This window comes from Bradyrhizobium sp. LA2.1, from assembly GCF_040547725.1.
Taxonomy (GTDB): Bacteria; Pseudomonadota; Alphaproteobacteria; order Rhizobiales; family Xanthobacteraceae; genus Bradyrhizobium; species Bradyrhizobium barranii.
This window is the reverse complement of sequence record NZ_JBEPQI010000008.1, coordinates 79041-100722: the sequence shown is the minus strand read 5'-3', so window position 1 is coordinate 100722 and position 21682 is coordinate 79041. Positions and strand designations below refer to the sequence as shown.

The window sequence follows — 21682 nt, the reverse complement described above, 5'->3', positions numbered from 1 at the left end:
ACGGGCCGCAAATGACGTTCGCCGCTCATCCCCTCATCCCGAAAACTCGCTGTGTCTCAATGCATTAGTCGCAGCGAAAGATGTTCTTGCGGATCGTGCCGTGGACGCCCCAATTGGCATCCACCACTTGCGTGACGCCGAAATCGGCGCCGACCGACAGCAGCGAGATCGCCTCGTCCTCGCTGAGACCGTGTACGGTCATCAGGAACCGCCGGAGTTTTCTGAACGCATCGCGCATCGCACGGTCGAGGCTCGAGTGATTGGCAATCTCGGTTTGTGCGTCGGCGCCGAGCGCGGCCAGATAGTTCGGATAGGTGAAGCCGTAGAACGACCAGGCGTGATCGGTCTCCAGCATCGGATGGTCGAGGCCCTCCAGACTGGTGCCGGCCAGATCAGCCTTCTTGTGCAGGATGAACTCGAAATCGCCCGTGAGCGAGGTCTCGATCGCGGTGCCGCCGAGCTCGCTGTCGCCTTGCGCGGCGTGGGGATCGCCAACCGAGAAATAGGCGCCGGGGACTGCGACCGGATAAAACATCCGCGCGCCCTTGCCGATGCGCCAGTCGTCGATGTTGCCGCCGGTGTAGCTCGGCGGGATCGAGCTGACGAAATCGGCTTCCGACGGCGCGAGGCCCATGGTGCCAAAATGCAGACGCGCCGGCACCTTCACACTTGCGAGGACGTTCTCGCGCTTCTTGATGGTGGCGTGATCGACGCGCACGCCGGGATAGTCGATGGTCGGATGCACGATGCCGTCTGGGTCAGTTTGTGGCGTCCAGACGTAGTTGTAGACGGCTTTCGCATAGGGCTCGCCTGACGTGTCGAGCTCGAAGATGGTGACGACCTCCCGCGGCTTCGGCTCCTCGATCAAATCGTGATAGTGAAAGCCCCAATTGGCGGCGACGTTGGAGCCGAAGCAGCGGCCGGCGTGGCAGGCGCTGCAGCTCGGCCGCGGCCTGATATCGAGGATGCGCACTTCCAGGATGTCACCGGGCTCGGCGCCTTCGATCGCGACCGGTCCGGTGAGAAGATGCACGCCAACCCCCTCGCCTGCGCCGCGGATAAACGGACCTTCGACCGGCCCGGAGCCGCGGCGCGCGACCGCCTTGTGCTCGCGCGTCCACTGGAACACGCTCTCGGCGCCTGGATCGCCCTGGATCATGCGCTCGTAATCGTCATTGGCGTGATGGGTCAACGTCTCGATGGTGGCGCGGTCTCCCGAGCGCAGCGTCAGGGCCGGCGCGACTTTCTTGGAGAAATAGCCCCAGTGGACGGTTTTCGGCGAAACCGGCAGCGTGAAATGCTTCATGAGGTGGCCTCTTCGGGGAACGCGGTCTTGAACGTAGGGGCAGCGCTCATTGCACGGCCTCCGGAGTCTTGTCGGCTTCCATCACGCTGAGGAAACGCGCCGTCAGCGGATTGCGGGGATTGGTGAGCACCTCGTGCGCCGGTCCCTCCTCGATGATCGTGCCGCCGCTCAGGAAAGCGACGCGGTCGGCGACTTCATCGGCAAAGCGGATCTGGTGCGTCGAGATGATCATGGTGAGACCGTCGTCGATGGCGAGCCGCCGGATCACTTCCAGTACCTCGTTGACGAGCTCGGGATCGAGCGCCGAGGTCGGCTCGTCCAAGAGCAGCACGCTTGGATTGGGCGCCAGCGCGCGGGCGATGGCGACGCGCTGCTGCTGGCCGCCGGAGAGATGTCGCGGCAGCGCGTCGGCGCGATGCGAGAGACCGACGCGGTCGAGCAGCTCGGTGGCGCGACGGTCGGCGTCGATCCGGGTCATACCGTGGACCCAGCGCAAAGGCCCGGCGATGTTTTCGCGCGCCGACAGATGGGCGAACAAATTGAACTGCTGGAACACCATGCCGACACCGACGGTTGCCCGCTCGTTGGCGATGGCCCGGGGTGACAGCAACTTGCCGTCGTCGTCAAAGCCGAGACGGCGGCCGCCGACGCGCACGGTGCCTCCGTCCCAGCTTTCGAGATGGTTGATGCAGCGGAGCAGCGTGCTCTTGCCCGAGCCGCTGGGGCCGAGCAGCGCGACCACTTCGCCGACGCGAACGGTCAGATCGAGGCCGCCGAGCACCTTTTGCGTGCCGTAGCTTTTGGTGAGATCCTTGGTCTCGACCGCGATGTTGTTGCGCGCGATCGTCGCGGAACGCCGCGTGCGCTCCTCTCTGGTCAGAGCAAGCGGCGGCGTGTCGGTCAGCTCTGCCTGCACGGGTTCGGGATCGGCGACGGTCGCCCCCGCGAGCTCCAGCTTGGTGCCGAGATCGACGCGACGCCAGGGCAGATAGTCGGCGAGCTTGCGCTGACGCCCCTTGGCGCGATCGAGATCGAGCAGCCATTCGACGAACAACTGGATGACGCTGATGGCGAAGGTCAGCACGAGGTACAAGAGGCCAGAGGCGAAGAAGATCGAGAAGAAGTCGAAGGTCGAGGACGCAAGCTGCGTCGAGCGCAAGGTCAGCTCCTGGACCGCGACGACGGACGCCAGCGAGGAATTCTTCAGCGCACTGACGGCCTCGTTGCCGAAGGCCGGGATCATGGTGCGGATCGCCTGCGGCGCGATCACCCTCCACATCAGGATCCGCGGCGTCATGCCGAGCGCCTGGCCGGCCGTCACCTGCCCGCGGTCGACGCCGAGCACGCCGGCGCGCAGCATCTCCGCGATGAACGGCGCCTCGTTGCAGGCGAGCGCGAGGCCGGCCGCCAGCACCGCCGGCAGCTTGATGCCGATATGCGGCAGCGCATCGTAGGCGAACACCATCTGCAGAATCAGCGGCGTGCCGCGGAAGATCACGGTGTAGGCCCTGGCGATCGCCGCCAGGGGCCAGAAGCGCGAGAGCTGCATGCCGGCGAGGATCAATCCGAGGATCAATCCGCCACCGAGCCCGAGGGCAGTCACCTCGAGGGTGAGCTCGATGCCCTCGAGCAGATACGGCATGCTCAGGTAATGGAGAAACAGCGACATCAGTCGGCCGTCAGAATGTCCGGTTCCTTGAAGTTGTTCACATCGAGCCCGTGCTTCTTCAGAAGCTCCATATGCGTACCGGCCTTCTGCACCTCGATCAGTGCGGCCAGCACGGCGTCGCGGAATTTCGGCTTGTCCTTCGGGACGGCGATGCCGACCGAATACGGGATCGTCACCGCGACCGCCTTCTCCAGCTTGTCCGGATAGGCCTTCACCGCACTGTCGACGGTATTGACGTCGTTGATGTAGGTGTCGGCGCGGCCGGCCAGGATCGCCTGGATGCAGTTGGCGTTGTTGTCGTAGAGCTGGATTGTCGGCTCGGCCTTGCCGGCCTTCTTGCATTCCGGGATCAGGGCCTGGATCAGGGGCACCTCGACATAGCCGGTGTTTTCGGCGGCCGCCGTGCCGCACATCGACATGTTGATGCCGTTGATGCCCTTCGGATTGCCCTTGGCGACCAGCACGCCGTCGAACACTTTCGAGTAGGTGATGAAGTCGGCGGCCTTGGCGCGCTCCTTGGTGGCGTAGATGTCGGAGATGACGATGTCCGCCTGGCCGGCTGCGAGTGTTGTGAGGAGTGCTGCGAACGTCACCGGCTTGTAGGTCAGCTTGAAGCCGAGGCATTCGCCGATGGCTTCGCCAAGATCGATGTCGAAGCCGATATATTTGCTGGGATCCTTCGGGTCGATCGTCTCATAGCCCGGCGTGTGCGGGTTGATGGCGTTAACGAGGGTCTTGCCCTTCCAGTCCGGATATTTCTCCTGGAGTGCGGCGCAGGCGGCGGGCGCGGCGGCCTGCGCGCTCAGCGGCACCGCGGCGACGAAGCCGAAAGCGATGGTTGCGCCGAGCGCGACCTTGCGCCATGGCAATGATGCGCGTGCGATCCCCCGTGCATGGGGCAATACCCGTGTCTCCATCTCCAGCTCCTTCGAATTGTCATGGCACTGGCCATGTTCCAGATCTCGGGAACGAGCCTAGGTGGAGTGCGGACGGGAAAGCTTGTCCGCGGGCGTACAAAAAATTGGATGAATGGGGCCCGCGAATTGGGCAGCCCGCTGCACAAAAACTGTTCGTGCGTCAGGTGTCCTGCAGCACGCAATTCCGAATTCGGGAGAACCAAATGATCTCGGACAAAGCAATGATCTGCGCGGCAGGAGAATCAATCAGTCAGGATATTTGACATAGATATGACGTTCGCTGACGTAAATGAGGCGCAGGGCAGACGCATCTGTGGACGACATCCACAGCATCTCACCGCTTTCCACAGCTTGTCCGCAGCATATCCACAGGCCGACTATGCCGGATTCGCGAGACCGCACGAGCCACTTGCTGCGCACAAACCCACAGGGCGGCCATGTCAGCCGCCTGCCTGGTCGAAAACGGTGCGGCAAGCCTCGCTCAAGCTTGAGCGGTTACGGCGCAGACACGCCGTGATGGCGCGGACGTTGGGGATCTCGCCGGCGCAGAGCCGGTAGACGTCGGGGGTGCAGGCCCGGCGCTGCTCCGGCGTTCCCTGCTGTGCATTGGCGGCGGAGGCGAACAGCGCCAGGAATAGCCCGACCGTCGAGGCGCGGCGCGCCCGGCTCTTCGCACCCGCAAACCGCAAGAACCTTGCCTTCATGACCAAGTCTCCCGTCTGCCTTGCCCGCCCCCGGCCTTCGCTGGCCGATGTCGTGCCGAGGGGTAGGAGAAATAAATCGCGGGGGATGTGATCTCTTTCACACTGCGGCCAGACGGGAGGAACGTACGGTTCCGCGGGGATTTTAAGGAATCGCTAACCAATCGGAGCCCGATCGCCGGGTCGCTAAAATGCGAACGATCGGCTCAATCGGGTAACAAACCGGCTTTGCGACATTGCGCCATCCGCGTTCTGCGAGGGTGCGATGAGCGAAGCCGAATTCAACTTGCTGCTGGATGCCGTCCGGGACGCCATGGTCTATCAAGATTTCGCGCCCGAGCCGGAGGAGGAATTCGTGCCCCGCTCGTGGTCGTACGTCGCAACGCCCAAAGCCGCCAATGACAATGAGGGCGCCTGGCCCCTTCTGCCGTTTCCGGACGGCTGGTACGCGGCCTGTTGAGACCACTTTCAACGTCAACCGAGGCGCCCGCTCCCGCGGGCGTTTTGCTATCGGCCATGCGCCGGAATGGCGCGGGACCGATCAGGTCTTGACCCGCTCCTCGCCGTCCTGCGGCGCCCGGTCGGGTGCGGCAGGCGGAAAGATGCTGTCATAGATCGCACGGGCCTCGCGAATGAGGCGAGCCCGTTCCAGCTCGGATTTCGGGATAAATCGGACGACGTCGCTCACGTGCTCTCCAGCTCCAGGGGTTCGTGACGCATCACTTCGCAGATGCGAAGTCTATGCCATCGGGCCTGAATCCGGGTGTCCGCCAAGCCCCGGGCAAACCCGGTGTGCACGGCCTGGCAGGCCTCAATCGCGCGCTCGGCGGAACGCGCGGTGAGCCAAAATTTATGATGAAATATCAGGAGGTTGTTATGGAGGCCACGACCAGAATTGAACTGGTGTACACGGTTTTGCAGACCGTTGCGTAACCACTCCGCCACGTGGCCCCGTAAGGGCGGAGCAATATAGGGGATCAATGGCTTAGGCAACCCCGACCGGGCGTTTACGCCTTGGCCCCGCCGGGGCCGGCGAGATATTTCGCAAGAATCGCATCGGTCGGGCCGGCCGCGGTGATCCGCCCCTCCTCCAGCAGGATCGCGCGGTTACAGGTGCTCTGGATCAGCTCGATGTCGTGGGAGGCCAGCACCAGGATGCCGGCACGGGCCACGATCTCGTCGAGCCGCTGCCGCGCCTTCCAGCGGAATTGCTGGTCGCCGACGCCGATCCATTCGTCGAGCAGCACGATCTCGCCTTCCACGGCGGTTGCGACCGCGAAGATCAGGCGCAGCATCATGCCGCTGGAATAGGTCCGCAGCGGCAGGTCGAGCCGGTCACCGAGCTCGGTGAACTCGGCGATCTCCGCCCGCCGCGCATCGATCTCGGAGCGCCGTGCGCCGATCACGAGACCGCGGCGCACGATGTTCTCGTAACCTGTCGCTTCCTCGTCGAACCCGGCCGACAGGTCGAACAGCGACAGGCAGCGGCCGAGCACGTCCACGCTGCCCGCGGTCGGATGATAGATGCCGGCGAGAACCCGCAGCAGCGTGGTCTTGCCGGCGCCGTTGGCGCCGATGATGGCGACGCGGTCACCGGCGCGGATGTCGAGACTGACGTCGTTGAGCGCGGAGACGATGTGCGGCACCGCCGGCGTCCGGCGCAGCGTCACCGCGCTGACGAAGCGGCTGCGCAGCGAACGGTCGCGGAACGACAGCACCGGAAAGTTGACCGAAACATTGCGAAGCACGATGTGGGCAGCAAGGCTCATGCGCGCCTCACAGCCAATACGCCACGCGGTGGCGGTATTTTGCGTAGCAGCCGAAGGCGATGACGGCTACGACGATCGCATAGATCGCCCCGAGCAGCCATTGCTGCGGATCGGTCGGCTGCGACAGCAGCGGCCTGCGCACGAGGTCGAGCAGCGTCGCGAACGGATTGGCGCGGATCAGCCAGTAGAACGCGGTGCCGCGCAGGGCGTCCTCGGTCCAGATGATCGGCGTCAGGAAGAAGATGAATTGCAGGCCGCTGACGATCGCCGTGCCGATATCGCGAAAGCGCGCGCAGAGCATGCCGAGTGCGACCGAAGCGCAGAGCAGAACGATGAGCAGAATCGCAAAGCCGGGCACCGCGAGCAGCGTGCTCCCATGCAGCGGCCAGGGCATCACGATGTAGAGCAGCACCACGATCACCAGATGATGCGCGAAGATGAGCACGTTGCGCGCGATCATCTGGAGCACATGCACGATCAGCGGCGCCGGCACGGCCTTGATCAGGTGGCCCGACGCCACGAAGATGCTTGAGCCTTCCTGGAGCGTCGTCGCGATCAGGGTCCAGACGATCAGGCCGACGGCGAAGGGCGGCAGGAAACCGGCGATGTCCTGCTTGAACAGTGCGGCGTAGACCGTGCCGACACTTGCGATGGTTGCTGCCAGCGTCAGCGTGATCCAGAGCGGGCCGATCACGGTGCGCCGGTAACGCAGCGAGATGTCCATCAGCGCGAGCGTGCCCCACCGATCGGGCCGCGCCGCCTGTGCAAGGATTTCCTTCGCCGCGGCCTGAATGCGACTGCCCCTTCCGCTTCCGGCTTTCCGATGCTGCGAAGATAACAGTTCGCGGCCCATCGGCCGATCGTCTCTACCCGCCCGTCTCGCGCGGGGCAATCAACCGTACGGAGGATTTAAGCGCGAGTCAGCTGCGCTTGCTGCGCCGGACACCGCGCCGGCGGTCCTTGACCGGCGGTTTTGGCGCCAATTCCGGCATTTCGGCCTGAACCTCGCGGTAGCGCGTCAACATCCGTTCAAAACCGGCATTGAGCGTCTCGGCGATATCGGGGCGCTTCTCAAGACTGGCCAGGATGGTCGCGGCCGCCTCGATGGTCGACAGCCCGTCTTTCCGCGGCTCCTTGCGCAGGCGTCCGTATCGGGAGGGATGCGCCGGGTTGAGGATCACGCGCTGGCATTTGAGCATCCAGGGATTGCGCCACCACAGCGCCTTGGCCTGGCTCCAGGTGCCGTCGAGCAGCACCACGCCTTCGAGCTTGCCGAGGATCGAGCGCTGGTTCTCCGCGACTTCGCCCTTGCGGTTGAGCGCCAGGATCTCGCCCTCGGTCTCCAGATCGGCCGCGCGCGCCGAGCCAAGATAGAGCACGGCCCAGTGCGAGGCGTTCTCGACCGGCCGCGCCAGCGCCTTGGACAGGCTCGACCAGGACAGGCCGACCCGCACCGTGGCATCGGCAAAGTGCTTCGCAAGCAGCCGGGCGGTGCCGAGCGCCCTGTCCTGCTCCTGCGGATGCTGGAGGATCAGGAGCGAGAGCCGGTTCTTGATGGGCGTGACACTGTCGCAGATGCACAGCGGCATCGGCTTCTGGCAGTGCGGGCATTCGGGGATCGGATCGGCCGGCGCGGCGGCTGTGGGGTTCGACATGGTCGCCGCTATACGCTTGAAGCGGCGGTTCAACAACTCTCTTGCCGGGAGTGGCGCCGCCATAGCCCCGAACCTCGGCACACGACAAAAAGACCACCCGAAGGCGGTCTCGTTGCGTTGGTATGCCGAATGCGTCGACCGCTCTGCTAGACCGGCGTTCCGGCAGCGTCTCTCCAATACACAGTATCATCCGCGGCCACGTTGGCGACCCAAATCGGCTTGTTGAGGTCGGTGTCGTAGAACTGAGCACCTACGTCGACATGGGCTTTGGGGCGGGGATTGGGAGGCGATGGTCATGAAGTGTGGTGGTCGGGCCGTAGTACACGGTCCAGTTGGCTGCCGAATGACGTTATCGCTCGGACTTGGTGACGTCTTGGAGGGTACGATCGTTCTACAAGGTTGCTGCGTTGCGTGACGTTCCGCGCTCGAAGGCCCTTCGTCCCGTGCGCTCTTTCGTCTTCGCAATGAGGTGTACGGCGGCTTGAGCCCGACGTGACTTGGCTGTCGGGCTCACGGCACGGGGCGTTTGCGCATGAACGCCGTCAAGACCGTCTTGAACGGAGCCGGCGTGCAGTGCTGAACCGCTAGCAACAGCGAATAAAGCAGCTTCGATCCGAAATAGTAGGCCGGCTCCGCGTCCCACGGGATCACATACAGATCGTATCGGGAGGCGGGAAAATGCCGTTTGAACGCGCTGGCAGTGTTCAGCCGATAGACGGCCGGGAAGACATCCTCGCCCTTGCGGTCGTCCTGGGCCGACTGGATGATGCGGGCATGCAACCGGTCGGGGATCATCCGGTTGGCGAGTGCGATGTATCCATAGCGGTTGGGCGTTCGCGCGCAGATCCAGCCGCCCGGCTTGAGCACGCGGTCGAGTTCACGGGCGGCTCTGGCAGGATCCTGGAGATGCTCGAACACGAAATCCGATACGATCACGTCGATGGATTGATCGGCGATCGGAAGCTCTCCGTCGGGTGTGATCACGAACGCCCGATCCAGCGCCTTGTTGGTCGTTACGGCCGGGTCGACATCCACCCCGACGAGCTCGCGCACCCGTCCCTTCAACGACCGCAGACTGCGCCGGTAGGCGACCGAATCCTCGCTCTGGCCGGCGCCTCGCCCGGCGCCAAAGTCCAGCACGACGGAATCCGGTCCAACCAAGGCCCCGACCCGCTGCCAGAACTGAATCGTGCCATCGACCCGAGAGAATCCACCCGCCGCAATCTCCGGGAAAAAGTGCGATCCGACGGTATTAGCCATTTGGCCAATCACTCCAAAGCAACACGAGCCAACCGATTTCCGCTCGCCCACAAGGTTTCCCAAGCACGTCACACATTCTCGGGGCGGGATTCCGTTCGAATGCAACAGCTTCGGGCGGCGCGACGAGCGAAGGCCGCGCCCGTCTCCGTTCTGTAACGAGCTTTGTTGACAGAAATGAGAAGTAACAGCCTTTATGAGAACAGATGTTAATTTGACAACATCAAATGTTAGGGGATCGAGCCGACTGACGGTGTCGGAACGTGCGCGATACTTGGCCTATTCCGCCGGTGCGGCCAGCGGGCGCGGCTCGGAACGGCGGCGCAGGCGGTCGATCAGCAGGTAGATCACGGGCGTGGTGTAGAGCGTCAGGATCTGCGAGACGAACAGGCCGCCGATGATGGTGATGCCGAGCGGACGGCGGAGCTCCGTGCCGGGACCGGTCGCGATGACCAGCGGAATGCCGGCGAACAGCGCCGCCATCGTCGTCATCAGGATGGGGCGGAAGCGCGCCTGGCAGGCCTCGAAGATCGCCTCCGCCGAGGACAGGCCGCGCTGGCGCTCGGCATCGAGCGCGAAGTCCACCATCATGATGCCGTTCTTCTTGACGATGCCGATCAACAGGATGATGCCGACGAAGGCGATCACCGTCAGCGGCGTGTTGGTGAGCTGCAAGGCTAGCAGCGCGCCGAGCCCTGCGGACGGCAGCGTCGAGATGATCGTCAGCGGATGGGCCAGGCTCTCATAGAGCACGCCGAGCACGATATACATCGCCACCAGCGCGCCGAGGATCAGCAGCGGCTGGCGGCCGCTGGTCCTGGCGAAATCACCGGCATTGCCGTCAAAACTGCCGCGAATGCCTTCCGGCATGTGCAGCTCCTCGATCGCGCGCTGTACGTTCTGGGTCGCGGTCTGGAGCGGCACGTCCGGCATCAGGTTGAACGACACCGTGGTCGAGGGAAACCCCTGCGAATGGTAGACCGCCAGCGCAGCGAGCCCGCGCGTCGCATGCACCACGGCCGACAGCGGCACCTGCGCGTCATTGGCACCAGCGACATAGATGCGATCGAGGTTGGATGGGTCGACCTGGAATTTCGGGTCGATCTCCAGCACGGTCATATACTGGTTGCGCTGGGTGTAGATGATCCCGATCTGCCGCTGCGAAAATGCGTTGTTGAGCGCGTTGTCGATATCCTGGACCTTGACGCCGAGCGCCGAGGCCTTCTGGCGGTCGATCGAGAGCGTGAGCTGAAGCCCGCCGGGATCGCGGTCGCTGGAAATATCGGTGATGCCCTCGACGCTCTCCATGCGCTTGGCCACGATCGGCGCCCATTTCTGGAGCAGGCTGAGATCGGTGCTGGTCAGCGTGTACTGGTAGTCGGAATCGCTCTGCCGTCCGCCGGCGCGGACGTCCTGGGCAGCGAACATGAACAGGCGGATGCCGGGCACCGGGTACAGGGCGCGCCTGAGACGGTCGATCACGACCTGCGTCGAGACGTGGTCACGCTCCTCCGGCGGCTTCAGGCTGATGAACATGGTGCCGCGGTTCGAGGTCGCTCCCCCTGGCCCGCCCCCGCTGCCGACCGTCGAGCCGATGCCGGCCACGGCCGGATCCTGCATCACGATGTCGGCGAGCCGCTGCTGCAGGCCGAGCATGGACTGGAACGAGATGTCAGCCGAGGCGCGCGTCGCACCGATGACGAAGCCGGAATCGTCGGTCGGGAAATAGCCTTTGGGGACTTTGATGTAGAGCGTCACCGTCAGCGCGATGGTGGCGAAGAAGACCAGCAGCGTCAGCAGCGGATATTGTAGCACGGTGCGCAAGCTGCGGGCGTAAAACGTGACGACGCGCGACAGCGAGCCTTCGATCAGCCGATCGAACAGCGTTGCGGTCCCGGACGTGGTCTGCCGGATGTAATGAGCGCAGATCATCGGAGTGACCGTCAGCGACACCAGCGTCGAGACCAGGATCGCAAAGGTCAGCGTTAGCGAGAACTCGCGCAGCAGGCGGCCGACGATACCGTCCATGAAGATCAGCGGCGTGAAAGCCGCGATCAGCGACAGGCTGATCGAGACCACGGTGAACCCGATCTGCCGGGCGCCAACGAGCGCGGCCTGGAGCGGCCGCATGCCATGCTCGAGATTGCGGTACATGTTCTCGATCATGACGATGGCGTCGTCGACCACGAAGCCGACCGAGATCGCCAGCGCCATCAGTGACAGATTGTCGATCGAGAAGCCCGCGACCCACATCCCGGCGCAGGTTCCGGCCAGCGCCAGCGGCACGGAGATGCCGGCCGCGATCGTCGGCGTCAGCCGCCGCAGGAACACGAACACCACGACCATCACGAGGACGGCGGTTGCCAGCAACGTCCACTGCATGTCGAGCACGCTGGCGCGGATCGTGCTGGTGCGATCGACCAGCGTGGAAATATCGACACCCGCCGGGATCCATTGCTTCAACGCCGGGATCAGCGCCTTCACCCGGTCGACGGTGTCGATGACGTTGGCGTCGCCCTGCTTGGTGATCTGGATCAGCACCGCCGGCTGCTTGTTGAACCAGGCGATCGAGCGAGCGTTGCGGACGGAGTCCTCGATGTCGGCGACGTCGGACAGCCGGACGAAATTGCCGTTCGAGCTCTTGATGATGATGTCGCGGAACTCTTTCGCCGTCCGCATCTGCTTGTTCAGCGACAGCGTCTCGCTCTGGCGCTCGCCGTTGAAGATACCGACGGGACCAAGCGGATTGGCATTGATGATCGCAGTCCTGACGTCGTCGGTGGCGATGCCGGCGTTGGACAGTGCGACGGGGTTGAGCTGCACGCGCACCGCCGGCTGGTCGGCGCCGCTCACCGTCACGTCGCCGACACCCGGCACCTGCGAGATGCGCTGCGCGAGCACGGTATCGGCGACGTCGTAGATCGCGCTGGCCGACAGCGTCTTCGAGGTCAGCGCCAGCACGAAAACGGGCGCGCCGGCCGTGTTCGCCTTGCGGAAGCGCGGCAGCGTCGGCAGGTCGCTCGGCAGGTCGATCAGCGCCGCGTTGATCGCTGCCTGCACGTCGCGTGCGGCCTTGTCGATGTTGCGGCCGATGTCGAACTGGAGCTGGATGCTGGTCGTGCCGAGCGACGACGTTGAGGTGATCTGGTTGATGCCCGCGATCTCGCCGAGCCGGCGCTCCAGTGGCGAGGCCACCGTCGCCGCCATGACGGACGGGTCGGCGCCGGGCCGGCTGGCCGACACGAAGATGGCAGGGAAGTCGACGTTCGGGACCGAGGCGACGGGAAGGAACTCGTAGGCGACGACACCCAGCAGGAACAACCCGATCGACAGCAGCGTGGTCGCGACGGGGCGGCGGATGAAGGGCTCCGAGATCGATGCCATCACTGCATCCCCTCGGTCGCGCCCGCGACCGGCGGGCCGCCGGATTCAGCCGGCGGCAGCGCCTGCTCGAGGCGGCGGTTGATGCGGTCTAGCGCCAGGTAGATCACGGGCGTGGTGTAGAGCGTCAAAAGCTGGCTCAGCAGCAGGCCGCCAATGATGGAGATGCCGAGCGGAAAGCGCAGCTCGGCGCCGGTGCCGCTCTCGATCGCGAGCGGCAGCGCGCCGAACAGCGCCGCCAGCGTCGTCATCATGATCGGACGGAAGCGCAAGAGACAGGCCTGCACGATCGCCTCGTTCGGCGACATCCCCTGCCTGCGCTCGGCCTCGAGCGCGAAGTCGATCATCATGATCGCGTTCTTCTTGACGATGCCCATCAGCAGGATGATGCCGATCAGGCCGATCACCGAGAGGTCCTGCCCGCACAGCATCAGCGCCAGGATCGCGCCGACGCCGGCCGAAGGCAGCGTCGACAGGATGGTGATCGGGTGGATGTAGCTCTCATAGAGCACGCCCAGCACGATGTAGATCGTGATCACGGCGGCGAGCAGCAGCCATGGCTGGCCGGCGAGCGCCTTGGCAAATTCGGCGGCATCGCCGGCATAGACGCCGACGATGCTGTTGGGCATCTCGATCCGGGTCTCGATGGTCTTCACCGCCTCGACGGCGTCGCCGAGCGCGGCGCCCGGGGCGAGGTTGAAGCTGAGCGAGATCGACGGGAATTGCGCCTGGTGCGAGATCGCGAGCGGCGCCGTGGTGCGCTTCAGCGTCGCCACGGCGGAGAGCGGCACTTGGGCGTTGGGCGCGCCCACGATGCTGCTCGCCGCGCCCGGCAGATACAGCTTCGACAGGATCGAGGGATCGCGCTGGTACATCGGCAGCGCTTCCAGCACCACGCGGTACTGGTTGGCCTGGCCGTAGATGGTCGAGATCTGGCGCTGTGCGAACGCGTCGTTGAGCGTGTCGGTGATTCCTTGCAGGCTCACGCCGAGCTGTCCGGCCCGGGTCCGATCCACATCGAGCTGTGCCCGCAGGCCGCCCTCCTGCGCCTCCGAGGAGACGTCGCGGAACAGCGGATCGCGCCGCATCTCGGCAACGAGCTTGCGCGCCCATTCCGACACCAGCGTCGCATCAGTGCCGGTCAGCGTGTACTGGTATTGCGAGCGGCTCGACTGGGTCGAGATCTGCACGTCCTGCACCGGCTGGAAATAGACGGTCATGCCGGGGATGGCCGACACCCGTTCCTTCAGCCGGGTCACGACCGCGCTGACGTCGTCGCGCCGCTCGCCGCGCGGCTTCAGGGTCATGACCAGGCGCCCGACATTGGTGGTCGGGTTGACCGAGCCCGCCCCGATCACCGAGACCACGCCGACCACATCAGGGTCGGCCTTGATGGCATCGGCCGCCTCGGCCTGGCGCTTCTGCATCTCGGTGAACGACACGTCGGGTCCCGCCTCCGTCACCGCCGTGATCGAGGCGGTGTCCTGAAGCGGCAAAAAGCCCTTTGGCGCGACGACGTAGAGGACAAGGGTCGCGACCAGGGTCGCAAATGTCACGAGCAGCGTGGCGCGCTGGCGTTCCAGGACCCAGAGCAGCGTCCGGTGATAGAACTCGACGGTGCTATCGATAAAGCGGCTGATCGCGGCCAATCCCGGCACCGCCAGTTCCTCATGGGCGTGCTTGAGCAGGCGCGAGCACATCATCGGCGTCAGCGTCAGCGAGACCACGGCCGAGGTCACGACCGCGATCGTCAGCGTCAGTGCGAATTCGCGGAACATGCGCCCGACGAGGCCGGACATGAACAGCAGCGGGATGAACACCGCGATCAACGACACCGTCAGCGAGATCACGGTGAAGCCGATTTCGCTGGCCCCCTTCAGCGAGGCCTCCATCGCGCTGTCGCCGTTCTCCATGTGGCGGACGATGTTCTCGATCATGACGATGGCGTCGTCGACGACGAAGCCGGTGCCGATGGTGAGCGCCATCAGCGACAGATTGTCGAGGCTGAAGCCGGCGAAATACATGATGCCGAAGCTCGTGATCAGCGACAGCGGCAGCGCGACGCCCGCGATCAGTGTGGCCCGCAGCGAGCGCAGGAACAGCAGCACCACCAGCGTCACCAAGACGACGCTGAGGATCAGGGTGAACTGCACGTCGCGGACCGAGGCGCGGATCGTGACGGTGCGGTCGGAGACGATGGTGAGGTTCACGCCGGCCGGAATGGCGCGCTGGACTTTTGGGATTTCCGCCCGGATCTGGCTGACGACATCAATGACGTTGGCGCCGGGCTGGCGCTGGATGTCGATGATGACCGCCGGCGTGCCCTGGTACCAGCCGCCGGTGCGGTCGTTCTCGAGGCCATCCACGATCTGCGCGACGTCGCCGATCGTGACCGGGGAGCCGTTGCGGTAGGCGATGATAACAGGCTTGTAGGCGTCGGCAGCGGCGATCTGGTCGTTGGCGGCGATGAGGTAGGATTGCTGCGCGCCGTCGAGCGAGCCTTTTGGCCCGGAGACGTTGGCATTGGAGATCGCGGTGCGCAGATCCTCCATAGCGATGCCATAGGCGGCAAGGCGCGCCAGATCCGCCTGGATGCGCACGGCCGGCTTCAGCCCACCTAGCACCGAAACCCGGCCGACGCCGGAGATCTGGCTCAGCCGCTGCGCCAGAAGCGTGTCGGCGATGTCGCTCATCGCCCGCAGCGAGATCGTGTCGGAGCGAAGCGCCAGGGTCATGACCGGTGCGTCCGCCGGGTTCACCTTGGCGTAGGTCGGCGGATAAGGCAGCGTCTTGGGCAGCACGCCGGCCGCCGCGTTGATCGCGGCCTGCACGTCCTGGGTCGCGCCGTCGATGTCGCGGTTGAGATCGAACTGGAGCGAGATCTGGCTGACGCCGAACGAGCTCGTCGAGTTCATCGCCGTCAGCGACGGGATCTGGCCGAGCTGCCGTTCCAGCGGCGCGGTGATCAGCGAGGCGATCACGTCGGGGCTCGCGCCCGGAAGCTGCGTCGACACCTGCACGGTCGGGAAATCGACCTGCGGCAGCGCCGAGACCGGCAGCGAGAAATAGCCGAGCGCGCCCCCGATCAGCAGGGCGATGCCGAGCAGCGAGGTCGCGATCGGGCGGCGGATGAAGGGTTCGGAGACGCCCATGGGATATGCCTGCCGCTCAGGCGGCTGTTGTCGGGATCATGGCTGCTTGGCTCCAGGTTCCGATGCCCCCGGCCCCGATGCTGGTCCGGTCTGCCCCTTCTGGTCGCCTTCACTGCTGCTCCGCTTGGCGCGGTGCTCGCCGTCCTTGCCCTGTCCGTCCTTGGCCTGCCCATCCTTCTTCTGGCCGTCCGGGCCGCGCGTGCGCTTGCGCGGGGCGAGATCGGCCGACGGTGTCTGGTCATCGCGGCCGACGACCACCTTGGACCCGTCGGACAGATTGGCAAAGCCCGTCGTGACGACCTTGTCGGTCGGCGACAAGCCGCTGGCAATGACGGCGTCATGCTCGTTCTGCTGGGTCACGGTCACCGGCTTGGCGGAGACGACATTGTCCTCGCCGATGACGTAGCTGAAGGTGCCGATCGGTCCGCGCTGCACCGCCGATGTCGGCACCACCAGCGCCTGCATCAAGGTCTCGACCTTGAGGCGGACATTGACGAACTGGCCTGGCCAGAGCTGGTAATTGGCGTTGGGGAATTCCGCCTTGAGCTTGAGCGTGCCGGTGGTCTGGTCGACCTGGTTGTCGATGCCGGTCAGCTTGCCGGTGTCGATCACGGTGATGCCGTCATTGCCGAACACGTCGACCGCGAGCGTGCCCTTCGACGCCGCTGCGTTGACGCGCATGATCTGCTGCTGTGGCAGGCTGAACCACACCGCGATCGGCTGCAATTGCGTGATCACCAGGAGGCCGGTGGCGTCGGCGGCGTGGATGATGTTGCCCTGGTCGACCTGCCGCAGGCCGGCGCGGCCCGAAAGCGGCGCCACGATCTTGGTGTAGCTCAACGTCGCCGCCGCATTGTCGATCGCGGCCTGGTCGGCTTTGACCAGCGCCTCGGTCTGCGCGACCGCGGCGCGCTGGGTGTCGGCCTGTTGTTTGGAGCCCGCGTTGGAGGCAGCTAACTGCTCGTAGCGCGTAAGGTCGATGCGCTGGTTGGCGAGCTGCGCCTCGTCCTGCGCTTTCTTGGCGACGGCCTGATCATACGTCGCCTGGTAGAGCGCGGGATCGATCTCGCCGAGCACGTCGCCCTTCTTGACGTCCTGGCCCTCGGTGAATTTCACGGCGATCAGCTTGCCGTCGACCTGCGAGCGCACGGTCACGGTGTTGAGCGCGCGGATCGCTCCCACGCCGTCGAGATAGACCGGGACGTCCTGGATGCGGGGCGTCGCCGCCAGCACCGGCACCGGCAGATCGGGCCGCTGGTTGCGGCCATTCGCCTGCTGCGGCTGCTGGTGCCAGACGGTCCAGCCGAAATAGCCGAGCCCGCCAAGGATGGCGAGCGTGATCAGGGTCATGACGAAGCCGCGGCCGCGCGATTTCTTCGCCGTCCCTTCTTTCGCGCCTTCCTTCGTATCCGGCTTAAAGAGCATTGACCGGTTTCTCCATTCGCGGCTCCCAGCCGCCGCCGAGCGCCTGATACAGGCTGACGATGGCGAGAAGCCGTGCGAGTTGGGCCTGCCACAACGCATCTTCGGCCTGAAATAGTGTCTGCTGGACGTTCAGCACAGTCACGATGTCGGCCGTGCCGGCGCGCAATTGCTGCTCGGCGAGATCGAAGGCGCGCTTCGACGAGGTAACGACATCGCGCTGCAATTGTAGCTTGATCGTGGTCTGCTTGATCGAATACAGCGCGTTGTCGACGTCCGCAAACGACTGGATGATGGTCTTGCGGTAGGTCTGGAGCAACTCGTCCTGCCGCGCCTTGGCGAATTCGAAATTGCCGAGGATCCTGCCGCCGTCGAAGATCGGCTGCGTGGCGCTGCCGACGAGCTGGAAGAAGGCCGCATGCGGCTGGAACAGCGAGACCAGCGCCGAGCTCTGATAGCCGCCATTGCCGGTGAGCTGGATCGTCGGAAAGAACTGCGCGCGGGCATTGCCGATGTTCGCGGTCGCCGAGGCGAGCTGTGCCTCCTGGCGGCGGATGTCGGGCCGCTGCGTCAGGAGCTCCGACGGCAGGCCGGGCGTGACGCGCGGGATCGCGATCTTGTTCAGCGAGCCGCCGAGCACCCGCACGCTCTCCGGCGGCCGCGACACCAGCACGGCGAGCGCGTTGACGTTCTGGTCGAGCGTCTGGCGCAGCGGCGGCACCAGCGCCTTCTGGTTGGCGACCACGCTCTCCTGCTGGGCGACGTCGAGATCGGTCCCGGTGCCGGCCTTGCGGCGCTCGCGGATGGCATCAAGGATCCGCTGCGCGCTGGCGATATTGCTCTGGGCGGTGCGCAGCCGGTCCTGCGAGGCCAGCACCTGGAAATAGGCGTTGGCGACGCCGGCGAGCGTCGTCAGGGCGACGACGTCACGATCGAACCGGTTGGCATTCGCCGTCTCCTCCGCCGTTTGCAGCGCATCGCGGTTCTGGCCCCAGAACTCGAGCTGGTAGCTCGCGCTCAGCGACGCCGAATAGTTGACGACCTCGCGGCCGCCGATGGACAGGCCCGAGGCGCTCGAACCCGAGGTGCGTGAATAGGTTTCCGATCCGCCGCCCGACAGGCTCGGCAGCAGCGCTGCGCCCGCCTGCCGCGCCTGGGCGTCGGCCTGGACGATGCGCGAGACCGCGGCGGCAATGTCGAGATTGACGGTCTGCGCCTCCTCCATCAGTTGCGTCAGCTCCGCAGAGCGAAAGCCGCGCCACCAATCCAGCGACGGCGGCGCATCCGGCTTGCCCGCGTATTTGTACTGCGCGGGAACATCGAGTGCGGGATCAGGCAAATCCTGCGTCAGCACGCAGGCGCCTGAACTGGCGGCAAGGCACGCCACGGCAGCCCATCGCGCCGCGCGCGACGTCCGGAACGTAAGGCCGGGAGATCGCCTCATGGCGACCGCAGGACCATCCTGTGTCACATCCACCCCCCGCCGGGCAGATAGATCCGCCACCGCAGAGCCGGATTAACCGATTCGTGGCGGAACGGCCGGGGGCGTTTGTGTAACTCGTTCACAGCCGTGATGCTTTCTGCGGAACCTGAAGTTCATACTAGCGGGGCGCGGAACAGGGGGACAGTCCCGCACCTGCGAAATGCGGCCTCGAATGCGTCGATGTCGAACTCACGCAAATACAAAATATGCCTGTGTCACAGGGCTTTTTTGTATTCCAACCTCGGCCCGGGGCGCATTCAAGCTTACCAAGATTTCATGTGATATTGCTGCCACGCCGACGCCAGGGCTACCGGTCCCGCCAGGCGCTCCACCGAAACCTGCGCCGCGGCGCACCGCAGCTTCCCGACCTTGGCTGAGCGCACAGCGCGCTATGATCGGGTGCTGGCCCGCAATTGCGCTGTGCACACGGCGGTGGACTGCCGGAGGTACCCCGCCAGCCCCTTGGCGACCGGCGCAGCGCGCACCTATATCATGCGCATGATTCGACGCTGACCGTTTGCGGGGCGCCCTCGGGTCCAGCGATATGAGGCGTATGGGGGCGCCTGGCTCGCGGTCGGACAGTATCCGTTCAGGTGATGGATCTGCCGATGTCGCATACCATCTCGGTGACGTCAGACACCATAGACACAGTGCTCGCCGATCTGCCGCGCATCGTTCGGCTCGCACTCAGTTTTGGCGCGCGGCTGCGGCGAGGAACGCTCGACGTCACCCTGCCCGACGGACGCGTGATCCGCCTCGGCGGCCAGGAGCCGGGCCCGAATGCGGCGATGCGGCTGCACAATTACGGCTTCGCGTCGCGCCTCATCAACGGCGGCGACATCGGCATCGCGGAGGCCTATCTCGCCGGCGACTGGGATACGCCGGACCTGACGCAATTCCTCTACCTGTTCTGCGTCAATCACGATCTGATCCAGGCCATGCTGAACGACAAGCCGCTGATGCGGTTCGTCCAACTGCTGCAGCACTGGTTCAACCGCAACACCCGCCGTCAGGCGCGGCGCAACATCCATGCCCATTACGACATCGGCAACGCGTTCTATTCGGCCTGGCTCGATCCCGGCATGACCTATTCCTCGGCGCTGTTCGAGGAGAGCACCTCCGATCTCACGGCAGCCCAGACCAACAAATACCGCCGGCTCGCCGAGGCGCTCGACCTGAAGGCTGACCAGACGCTGCTCGAGATCGGCTGCGGCTGGGGCGGCTTCGCCGAGTTCGCCGCAAAGACCTTCGGCACGCGCGTGGTGGGCCTCACGATCTCGACCGAGCAGCGCGATTTTGCGCAGAAGCGCATTCACGAGGCGGGCCTTGCCGACAAGGTCGAGATCCGTCTTCAGGATTATCGCGACGAATGCGACCGCTACGACCGCATCGCCTCGATCGAGATGATCGAGGCCGTCGGCGAGCAGTTCTGGCCGAAATATTTCGCCCAGTTGCGGGACCGGCTGCTGCCCGGCGGCCTCGCCGGCATCCAGGCGATCACCATCCAGGACAGGCTGTTCCAGAGCTACCGGCGCGAGGTGGATTTCATCCAGCGCTACGTCTTTCCCGGCGGCATGCTGCCCTCGCCCGCCGTGCTCAAGTCGCTCGGTGACAGGTTCGGCCTGCCCGTCATTCGTGAGCGCATCTTCGGGCAGGATTATGCCAAGACGCTGGCCACCTGGCGGAATAACTTCCAGACGGCCTGGCCGGGCCTCGTGCCGCTCGGCTTCGACGACCGGTTCCGGCGGCTGTGGGAGTATTACCTGTCCTATTGCGAGGCCGGATTCCTGTCCGGGAATATCGACGTCCGGCAAGTCATCTTCGCAAAGCAGCAATAAGGGTTTGCGGGGTCGGCTTGCAAGGGTCGCTTGTAAGGCCCGCCACCCTACTTTAGGGTCGCGCCCACCCTATGATCCAGCCGGTAATTGCCTGACATGACCATCAAAAATGACGTTGTCGAAGCCATCGGCAACACCCCGCTCATCAAGCTCAAGCGCGCCTCCGAACTGACCGGCTGCACCATTCTGGGCAAGGCCGAGTTCATGAATCCGGGCCAGTCGGTGAAGGACCGCGCCGGCAAATGGATGATCCTGGAGGCCGAGAAGCGCGGCGAGCTCAAGCCGGGCGGTCTCGTGGTGGAGGCGACCGCCGGTAACACCGGAATCGGCCTCGCGGTCGTGGCGAGCGCGCGCGGCTACCGCACGCTGATCGTGATCCCGGAGACGCAGAGCCAGGAGAAGAAGGATTTTCTGAAGCTGTGCGGCGCCGAGCTGATCGAGGTGCCGGCCCTGCCCTATGCGAATCCCAACAATTATCAGCATGTCGGCCGCCGGCTCGCCGACGAGCTGCGCAAGACCGAGCCCAATGGCGTGCTGTTCGCAGACCAGTGGAATAACCTCGACAATGCGAAGGCGCACTACGAGTCGACGGGTCCCGAGATCTGGGAGCAGACCGGCGGCAAGGTCGACGGCTTCGTCTGCTCGGTCGGCAGCGGCGGCACGCTCGCCGGCGTCAGCCGCTATCTGAAAGAAAAGAACAAGAACGTGAGGATCGCCTGCGCCGATCCGCATGGCGCCGGCATGTTCGAATATTTCCGGAGCGGCGACGCCAAGGCGACGCCGGGCGGCTCGATCACGGAAGGTATCGGGCTCAACCGTGCGACCGCAATCGTCGAGAGCGCGAAGGTGGATGACGCCTATCTCGTTCCCGACGCGGAAGCCGTCACGGTGATCTACGAGCTGCTCCAGCACGAAGGCCTGTGCCTCGGCGGTTCCACCGGCATCAACATCGCCGGCGCGATACGACTCGCGAAACAGCTCGGGCCCGGCAAGACCATCGTCACCGTGCTCTGCGATTCCGGCAGCCGCTATCAGTCGAAGCTGTTCAATGCCGACTTCATGCGCGCCAAGAACCTGCCGGTGCCGGAATGGCTGGAGAGGCGCAGCAACATCAAGCCGCCGTTCGTCTAGG

16 protein-coding genes and 1 tRNA gene are annotated in these 21682 nt (G+C 65.0%); 3 read left to right on the top strand and 14 right to left on the bottom strand.

Annotated elements, in window-relative coordinates; all coding sequences use genetic code 11:
• Window positions 1-64: 64 nt before the first annotated feature.
• The 4 genes from ABIB95_RS17460 to ABIB95_RS17445 form a co-directional block, all read right to left on the bottom strand.
• The gene (locus ABIB95_RS17460; RefSeq protein WP_354240829.1) at window positions 65-1306 is read right to left on the bottom strand and encodes an acetamidase/formamidase family protein; all 1242 of its coding nucleotides are present in this window, start codon (window positions 1304-1306) and stop codon (window positions 65-67) included.
• 46 nt (window positions 1307-1352) lie between these two features.
• On the bottom strand, window positions 1353-2975 hold the full coding sequence (locus tag ABIB95_RS17455; RefSeq protein WP_354240827.1) for an amino acid ABC transporter permease/ATP-binding protein: 1623 nt from the start codon (window positions 2973-2975) through the stop codon (window positions 1353-1355).
• Window positions 2975-3892, bottom strand: a complete 918-nt coding sequence (locus ABIB95_RS17450) for an ABC transporter substrate-binding protein (RefSeq protein ID WP_354240825.1) — start codon at window positions 3890-3892, stop codon at window positions 2975-2977. Before ABIB95_RS17450 ends, ABIB95_RS17455 begins: the two co-directional genes overlap by 1 nt.
• Window positions 3893-4332: 440 nt before the next feature.
• A complete protein-coding gene (locus ABIB95_RS17445) occupies window positions 4333-4596 on the bottom strand; it encodes a hypothetical protein (protein WP_085401479.1) in 264 nt (87 codons plus the stop codon).
• A gap of 262 nt (window positions 4597-4858) precedes the next feature.
• On the opposite strand from ABIB95_RS17445, the gene ABIB95_RS17440 reads away from it, so the two are divergent.
• Complete coding sequence (locus ABIB95_RS17440) at window positions 4859-5053, top strand: hypothetical protein (RefSeq protein WP_039148908.1); 195 nt, start codon at window positions 4859-4861, stop codon at window positions 5051-5053.
• Between the two features lie 81 nt (window positions 5054-5134).
• On the opposite strand, the gene ABIB95_RS17435 is transcribed toward ABIB95_RS17440, so the two are convergent.
• From ABIB95_RS17435 to ABIB95_RS17390, 10 genes are all read right to left on the bottom strand, one after another.
• Window positions 5135-5281 (bottom strand): hypothetical protein, encoded by a 147-nt coding sequence (locus ABIB95_RS17435; protein ID WP_166341563.1) that lies wholly within the window; start codon window positions 5279-5281, stop codon window positions 5135-5137.
• A 189-nt stretch (window positions 5282-5470) separates the two neighbouring features.
• Window positions 5471-5544, bottom strand: a tRNA-Cys gene (locus tag ABIB95_RS17430).
• A 56-nt stretch (window positions 5545-5600) separates the two neighbouring features.
• Window positions 5601-6362, bottom strand: coding sequence for an ABC transporter ATP-binding protein (locus tag ABIB95_RS17425; protein WP_166341561.1), 762 nt, complete (start codon window positions 6360-6362; stop codon window positions 5601-5603).
• A 7-nt stretch (window positions 6363-6369) separates the two neighbouring features.
• Window positions 6370-7215 carry an ABC transporter permease gene (locus ABIB95_RS17420; protein WP_502917839.1) on the bottom strand — a complete coding sequence of 282 codons (846 nt, stop codon included), beginning with the start codon at window positions 7213-7215 and terminating at the stop codon, window positions 6370-6372.
• A gap of 67 nt (window positions 7216-7282) precedes the next feature.
• Window positions 7283-8017, bottom strand: coding sequence for a tRNA-uridine aminocarboxypropyltransferase (locus ABIB95_RS17415; protein ID WP_354240822.1), 735 nt, complete (start codon window positions 8015-8017; stop codon window positions 7283-7285).
• A gap of 510 nt (window positions 8018-8527) precedes the next feature.
• Entirely contained in the window at window positions 8528-9328 is an 801-nt protein-coding gene (locus ABIB95_RS17410) for a class I SAM-dependent methyltransferase (protein ID WP_354240820.1), read from the bottom strand.
• Between the two features lie 225 nt (window positions 9329-9553).
• Window positions 9554-12658, bottom strand: coding sequence for an efflux RND transporter permease subunit (locus ABIB95_RS17405; RefSeq protein ID WP_354240818.1), 3105 nt, complete (start codon window positions 12656-12658; stop codon window positions 9554-9556).
• Window positions 12658-15807, bottom strand: a complete 3150-nt coding sequence (locus ABIB95_RS17400; RefSeq protein ID WP_085401455.1) for an efflux RND transporter permease subunit — start codon at window positions 15805-15807, stop codon at window positions 12658-12660. Before ABIB95_RS17400 ends, ABIB95_RS17405 begins: the two co-directional genes overlap by 1 nt.
• Before the next feature lie 36 nt (window positions 15808-15843).
• Window positions 15844-17232 (bottom strand): efflux RND transporter periplasmic adaptor subunit, encoded by a 1389-nt coding sequence (locus ABIB95_RS17395; protein ID WP_354240815.1) that lies wholly within the window; start codon window positions 17230-17232, stop codon window positions 15844-15846.
• The gene (locus ABIB95_RS17390; RefSeq protein WP_354240813.1) at window positions 17222-18673 is read right to left on the bottom strand and encodes an efflux transporter outer membrane subunit; all 1452 of its coding nucleotides are present in this window, start codon (window positions 18671-18673) and stop codon (window positions 17222-17224) included. The genes ABIB95_RS17395 and ABIB95_RS17390 overlap by 11 nt, the downstream gene beginning before the upstream one ends.
• 647 nt (window positions 18674-19320) lie before the next feature.
• Here ABIB95_RS17390 and ABIB95_RS17385 point away from each other — a divergent pair.
• On the top strand, window positions 19321-20550 hold the full coding sequence (locus ABIB95_RS17385; protein WP_354240811.1) for a class I SAM-dependent methyltransferase: 1230 nt from the start codon (window positions 19321-19323) through the stop codon (window positions 20548-20550).
• Between the two features lie 96 nt (window positions 20551-20646).
• Window positions 20647-21681 (top strand): cysteine synthase A, encoded by a 1035-nt coding sequence (locus ABIB95_RS17380; protein ID WP_354240809.1) that lies wholly within the window; start codon window positions 20647-20649, stop codon window positions 21679-21681.
• Window position 21682: the final 1 nt, after the last annotated feature.